Below are 4,472 nucleotides of genomic sequence, written 5' to 3'. Positions count from 1 at the left end.
TCAAGGTCGAGAACGACGCCAATGTGGCTGCCCTGGCCGAGCGCCGCTTCGCCGGCGCACCCGGCGATCTGGTCCGGATCCAGTTCTCCCGCGGCGTCGGTGCCGGCCTGCTGGTCGGCGGCCGACTGGTGCACGGCGCGGCCAGCGACGCCGGTGAGATCGGTCACGTCACGATCGGCGAGAACGGCCCGCTGTGCGGGTGCGGAAAGACCGGCTGCCTGGAGGCGTGGGCGTCGGTTCCCGTGCTGCGCACCCAGATGGACGCCGATCCCGGGCGTGCCGACGACGTTCTGGGCCGGGCCGGACGCCGGCTCGGTCTGGCGCTGGCGCCGGTGGTCGGCATGCTCGGCCTCCAGCACATCGTGGTCGGCGGGCCGGCCGACATCGTCACCCCCGCGCTGCTCGACGCCGCCCGCTCCTGCATCGTCGAACGCACCCGATCCCAGTTCCGGCCGCAACTCGAACTCGTCGCCAGCTCCCTCGGCCAGGACGCCGTCCTACTGGGGGCCGGAGCCCTGGTCACGCTCACCGAACTCGGGGTCACCTGACCCCACCAAGCACAGCCCGTCAATCCGCACGACCGAAAGGAACGCAATGAACAAGAAGCTGTCGGCGCTCACCCTGGTGACCGCCTCGGCCCTGGCCCTGGGCGCCTGCTCGTCCGGAACAGCCAGCAGCCCGTCCGCCGCCGTGTCGGCCGGGCCGCAGAACATCACGCTATGGCTCGCCGGCGGTGACACCCCGGACGCCCTGCGCGACTACCTGAAGACCACCTACCAGGCGAAGAACGGCGGCACGCTCACCATCGAGGAGCAGGCCTGGCCCGATCTGGTCACCAAGCTGACCACCGCGTTGCCGGACGAGAACAACACCCCGGACGTGGTCGAGATCGGCAACACCCAGTCGCCCACCTTCACCAACGTCGGAGCCTTCTCGGACATCTCCGATCTGTACCCCGAACTGGGCGGTGACAAGCTGCTGCAGTCGTTCGTCGAGGTCGGCAAGGTGGACGGCAAGAACTACACGCTGCCGTACTACTTCGGCTCGCGCTACATGTTCTACCGCAAGGACATCTACTCGGCGGCCGGGGTGAGCGTGCCGAAGACGCTGGACGAGTTCAACGCCACGGTGAAGACGATCACCAGCAAGAACCCCAAGAACATCAAGGATTTCTCCGGCTTCTTCATCGGCGGCCAGGACTGGCGCAACGGCATCTCGTGGGTCTTCGCCAACGGCGGCGAACTGGCCAAGAACGAGGGTGGCCAGTGGACCTCGACGCTGTCCGATCCGAACACCATCAAAGGCCTGACCCAGCTGCAGGGCATCTTCGCGGACGCCTCGAAGGCGCCGAAGACCGCCAAGGATCAGTCGCCGTGGCTCTACATCAACGACTCCGACGTGATCAAGGACGACGCCGACAACCCCAAGAAGGTGACCGGCAAGACCAGCCTGGCCGCCGCCACGATCATGGCGCCGGGCTGGGCGCACTGGTCGATCGGTGACCTGAAGAACGACAAGCGGGTCTGGAACGACGACAAATTCGGTGTCTTCGTGCTGCCCGGCAACGACGGCAAGCCCGCCCCGGTGTTCGCCGGCGGTTCGAACATCGGCATCTCGGCCAAGTCGAAGAACCAGGCCGGCTCGCGGGATCTGATGAAGATCATCTTCTCCCCGGAGTACCAGCAGATGCTCGGCAAGAACGGCCTCGGCCCGGCCAACTCCGACTACGTGTCCAGCCTCGGCACCGACCAGTTCGCCAAGGCGCTGATCGAGTCGGCGTCCAACTCGAAACTGACCCCGGCCGCACCGGGCTGGGCGACGGTCGAGACCTCCGGCAAGCTCGAGGAGCTCTTCGCCAAGATCGCCGAGGGCGGCGACGTCACCGCCCTGGCCAAGGAGTACGACGCCCTGCTCACACCGATGCTGAACGGCAAGTGAGCAACACCGAAGATGGTTCGCTGATCGGATGAGCCCGGAGATCCCGGGGCAGGCCCGGGATGACGAAGGTCTCACGTCATCCCGGCGGACACCGGGATCTCCGAACCTCGAACATCGGGGGACGGTTGACGAAGCTCACGTCATCCCGGCGAACGCCGGGATCTCCGCACCTCGAACATCGGGGGACGGTTCTTGAAAGTGCGAATTTCGAACGAAGAAGAACCGTCCCCAAACATTCGAAGGGACGCCGGGTCGTCATCCCGGGGCAAGCCGGGATGACGAAAACACCACCAGAGAGGAATCCGATGCCAGCCGTGAGCGCACCACCGGACGCCGGGCGCGCGCCGTCCGCGCAACCGCGGCGCCGGCGGTTCAACGTCGCGCCGTACCTGCTGCTGATCCCGGCGATCGCCGCACTGCTGGTCGCCCTGGGCTATCCGCTGGTCTGGCAGTTCGTCACCTCGCTGCAGAAGTTCGGGCTGGCCCAGCAGTTCGGCAAGCCGCCGGAGTTCGTCGGGCTGGCCAACTACGTCCAGCTGTTCGGCGATCGGCAGACCTGGGCGGTGGTCGTCCGGTCGATCGTGTTCTGCCTGGCCAACGCGGCGATCACCGTGGTGCTCGGGGTGCTGGTGGCGTTGCTGATGAACGCCGTCGGCAAGGCGGCCCGGCTGATCCTGCAGGTCGCGATGCTGCTGGCCTGGGCGATGCCGGTGATCGCCGCGATGACGATCTGGATCTGGGTGTTCGACTGGCGTCGCGGCATCGTCAACTGGGCGCTGACCCAACTCGGCCTGGACTTCACCAACCACAACTGGCTCGAGCAGCCGCTCAGCTTCTACTTCGTCGCCACCGTGATCGTGGTCTGGATGTCGGTGCCGTTCGTAGCCTTCTCGGTCTACGCCGGCCTCACCCAGATCTCCGACGAGGTGATGGAAGCCGCCGCCTTGGACGGAGCGTCGGCCCGGCAACGATTCTTCGCGATCACACTGCCGATGATCCGGCCGGTGCTGATGATCGTGGCGCTGCTGCAGGTGATTTGGGACCTTCGGGTGTTCGCCCAGATCAAGATGTTGCAGGACGCCGGCGCACCGATCGCCGAGACCGATCTGCTCGGCACCTACATCTACCGGCTGGGTGTCGGCTCCTCCGATTTCGCGATGGCATCGGCGTTGTCGATCTTCGTTCTGCTGCTGACCGTCGCGCTCAGCTTCTTCTACGTGATGCACCTGATGAAGGAGGACCAGTGAGCAGCGTCGCGCTCCCCCGCCGCCGGCGGATCCGGCCGGCCCGGGTGATCACCACTGTGGTCGCCCTGCTGGTCGCCCTGATCTGGGTCTTCCCGGTCTACTGGATGCTGAACTCGTCGCTGCTGCCCAATACGGTGCTGACCTCGACCACGCCGCAGTTCCTGCCCTGGGGCGGGTCGCTGGCGAACTTCGCCGCCATCTTCACCCAGGGCACGTTCTGGCCGGCGCTGGGCATGAGCGTCGCGATCACCCTGACCACCGTCGTGTTCTGCCTGCTCTTCGCGTTCCTGGCGGCGCTGGCGATCAGCCGGTTCCGGTTCCGTGGCCGGGCCTCGTTCGTGCTGGCCGTGCTGTTCATCCAGATGCTGCCGGCAGAAGGCCTGTTCATCGCGCAGTACAAGCTGATGGCCTCGCTGAACCTGCTGAACAACGTGATCGGGGTGTCCATCCTGTACATCGCCGCCGTGGTGCCGTTCACCATCTGGATGCTGCGCGGTTTCGTCGCCGGCGTCCCGATCGAACTGGAGGAGGCGGCGATGGTCGACGGGCTGTCCCGCACCCAGGCCTTCTTCCGGATCACCTTCCCGCTGCTCGCGCCGGGGCTGGTGGCGTCCGGGGTGTACGCGTTCCTGCAGGCCTGGAACGAGTTCACCGTGGCGCTGGTCATCCTGCAGGCCCAGGAGTATCAGACCCTGCCGCTGTGGCTGCGCGGCTTCGTCCAGGCCAGCGCCACCCGGGAGACCGACTGGGGCCAGGTGATGGCGGCGTCCACCCTGGTCGCGGTGCCGGTGATCGTCTTCTTCCTGATCGTGCAGGGCAAACTCACCTCCGGCCTGGTGGCCGGCTCGGTCAAGGGCTGAGGTGGACGGCCAGCTGCGCCGGGCGGTCAACGCCACCCTGATGCCCGGCTTTCCCGGCCCGGACCTGCCCGACTGGTTGTCAGCCGAATTGGCGGACGGCCTGGGCGCCGTCTGCCTGTTCGGCAGCAACATCGTCACCCCCGGTCAGGTCCAGGGGTTGACCGACGCCATCCATGCCGCCAATCCGGACGCCGTGGTCGCCACCGACGAAGAGGGCGGCGACGTCACCCGGCTGCATCACCGGGACGGCTCGCCCTACCCGTCGATGGCCTACCTGGGCCGGCTGGACGACGAGGCCTTGACCAGCGCCGTCGGGGCCGGGATCGGGGCGGAGTTGCGGGCGGCCGGGATCGACCAGAACCTGGCCCCGGTCGCCGACGTCAACTCCGACCCACGCAACCCAGTGATCGGGGTGCGCAGCTTCGGG

Annotated in this window: 5 protein-coding genes; all 5 read left to right on the top strand. The window is 67.1% G+C overall.

The features are described 5' to 3' along the window. Window positions 1-548 (top strand): ROK family protein (locus QM624_RS14185; RefSeq protein ID WP_415092905.1); only part of this gene is annotated, 548 nt, incomplete at its 5' end. A gap of 46 nt (window positions 549-594) precedes the next feature. Next, complete coding sequence (locus QM624_RS14180; protein WP_415092903.1) at window positions 595-1,938, top strand: extracellular solute-binding protein; 1,344 nt, start codon at window positions 595-597, stop codon at window positions 1,936-1,938. A gap of 314 nt (window positions 1,939-2,252) precedes the next feature. Next, window positions 2,253-3,185, top strand: a complete 933-nt coding sequence (locus QM624_RS14175; RefSeq protein ID WP_415092901.1) for a carbohydrate ABC transporter permease — start codon at window positions 2,253-2,255, stop codon at window positions 3,183-3,185. Then, the gene (locus QM624_RS14170) at window positions 3,182-4,045 is read left to right on the top strand and encodes a carbohydrate ABC transporter permease (protein ID WP_415092899.1); all 864 of its coding nucleotides are present in this window, start codon (window positions 3,182-3,184) and stop codon (window positions 4,043-4,045) included. Before QM624_RS14175 ends, QM624_RS14170 begins: the two co-directional genes overlap by 4 nt. Window position 4,046: 1 nt before the next feature. Further along, window positions 4,047-4,472: glycoside hydrolase family 3 N-terminal domain-containing protein (locus QM624_RS14165; RefSeq protein ID WP_415092897.1), on the top strand; the 426-nt coding region annotated here is incomplete at its 3' end.

This window comes from Micropruina sp., assembly GCF_047606365.1.
GTDB lineage: Bacteria > Actinomycetota > Actinomycetes > Propionibacteriales > Propionibacteriaceae > Micropruina.
The sequence above is the reverse complement of the archived record's forward strand: the minus strand, read 5'-3'. Positions and strand labels throughout refer to the sequence as shown.